Below are 2,097 nucleotides of genomic sequence, written 5' to 3'. Positions count from 1 at the left end.
AGTAGAGAAACAGTAAAGAAAATCATAAGGGAAAATGGAGCAATAGGCAATCTAGAACTTGATATAGGGAAGAAAAGAAAGGTAAATACAATCTACATAGAAGCAGATGAAGACCACGTTCCATTACAAAATGGAAAGAATAAAGAAATGAAATTAATCTATGTTTATGACAATAAAACAAAAATAAATAAGGGAAGAACAAAACTTGAAAATGTAAGGTATTTTACTGGAGAGATGAATCCTGAAGATCTGTGGACAGAGGTCGCAACATATCTAGATGAAGCCTATGATTTAGATTTGGTAGAAGATATATTTATAGCAGGAGATGGTGCTAATTGGATTAAAAGTGGTCTTGAAATAATTAATGGCAGTAAATATGTGCTTGATCATTATCATCTTAGTAAATATGTAAAAATAATAACTGCTCACCTTGATAGCCTTGAAAATCCAATATATATCGATGAACCATTATGGAATTATATGAAAGCTGGAAATAAAAAATGTACAATGGAAATTATAAATTTTGCAATAGAAGAGACACCAATAAAAAGCAAGAGAGAAAGTATGAAAAGAGCCAAAAGATATATATCAAATAATTGGGAAGGCATTAAAAATTTATTTGGAGAAAAGAAATATAGATGTAGTGCAGAAGGTCATATAAGCCATATACTATCTGACAGATTAAGTTCAAGACCAATGGGCTGGAGTGTAATTGGAGCAGACGAAATGGCACGTATGAGAGTCTATAAAGCTAATGGTGGTAGCATAAAAGAGTACTATAGAAAACTTAGAACTGATAGAAAAAAAGAAGAAAAAGTTTTAGAACTTGATGAAAAAATAATAAATGGAGTAAAAAGAACTTATAACAATATAGATCCGGATATAATGACAGATATGCCATATATATCAAGGACAGAGGGTAGATGGCTTAAAGATATGCTTAGAGCCTCATATTTTTAAAGTTTAATGTACTTTAAAATACAATATAAATAGGTACAAAATAGCCTATTAACTTAGGTTTATTAAGGTAAAGCGAAATTAAAATTACAAATTATTACATTATATGATTATGGAGTTATTATTCTAATATTATTTAGAAAATTATTTTTTAATTGTTTTCCAACAATTACTTGACACTATCGAACGAGTTGCTAGACTACCTATAAGGAATTGAAACTTGAATAAACCTATGATAGAGCCTAGACCATTTGCCATTTTGCCACCAGCATATAAAACTGGTCCTGTTGCTGCAGCTAATCCTGCCATCTTAACTATTGTTTCTTGTGTTTCAGGATTTAACTTACTAAACCATTCTGCTAAATTCTTGGCACCTTCAGCCAGCTTAACTATATGAGGAACTACTATTTCACCTATAGTTATACCTGCATCTTTTAAGTAGTTTTTAGCTATTTCAATCTGACTAGCAGTAGTCTTGTATCGTTGTTCTGCTTCTTTTGTCAATGCTGTGTTCTCTTCCCAAGCATTAGTTCCAATTTCAAGAGATTCTGTAAATACGTCACTTGCTCCCGATGCTCTTAATAATGCATCCCTTAACCTAACCTCTGATATACCCATATCATCAAGTACTTTAATAGCAGATAATCCTCTTTCTTCTGCAGTTCCTAAGCCTTGAATAAATGTAATTATAGCCCCTGCTGCATCTTCCTGGAATGCTCTTCTAAATTCTTCTCCACTCATTCCTGCTACATCTGCGAATTCTTTAAGCCTTTCTGAATTAGTTTCTACTGCTAGTTGCATGTCAATCATTACTTTGGAGAAAGCAGAACCTCCTGCCTCTGCTTCAATACCAACGGAACTTAAAGCACCAGCAAAAGACATTATCTGTGCCTCTGTAAGTCCTATTTGAGATCCAGCTCCAGCAAGCCTTAGCCCCATAGCCACGATTTCTGCCTCTGTGGTGGCTAAATTATTGCCTAAATCAACTATAGTAGATCCTAATCTATCAAAATCTTGCTGACTCATACCAGTAATATTAGCAAGTCTTGCCAAAGCTGTAGCTGCTTCATCTGCAGAAAGATTTGTAGCCTCTCCTAAATCAATCATTACACGGGTAAACCCTAGAATATTATCAGTTTC

2 protein-coding genes are annotated in these 2,097 nt (G+C 33.5%); one reads left to right on the top strand and one right to left on the bottom strand.

The genetic code is table 11. The features are described from left to right. Positions 1 to 960: ISLre2 family transposase (locus VK998_RS05780; RefSeq protein WP_325226479.1), on the top strand; the 960-nt coding region annotated here is incomplete at its 5' end. 141 nt (positions 961 to 1,101) lie between these two features. Here the strand turns inward: VK998_RS05780 and VK998_RS05775 are convergent. Next, positions 1,102 to 2,097: phage tail tape measure protein (locus VK998_RS05775; RefSeq protein ID WP_325226477.1), on the bottom strand; the 996-nt coding region annotated here is incomplete at its 5' end.

This window comes from Schnuerera sp. (assembly GCF_035459645.1).
In the GTDB taxonomy this organism is placed as follows: domain Bacteria; phylum Bacillota; class Clostridia; order Tissierellales; family Tepidimicrobiaceae; genus Schnuerera.
This window is presented reverse-complemented; position numbering and strand designations above follow the sequence as displayed.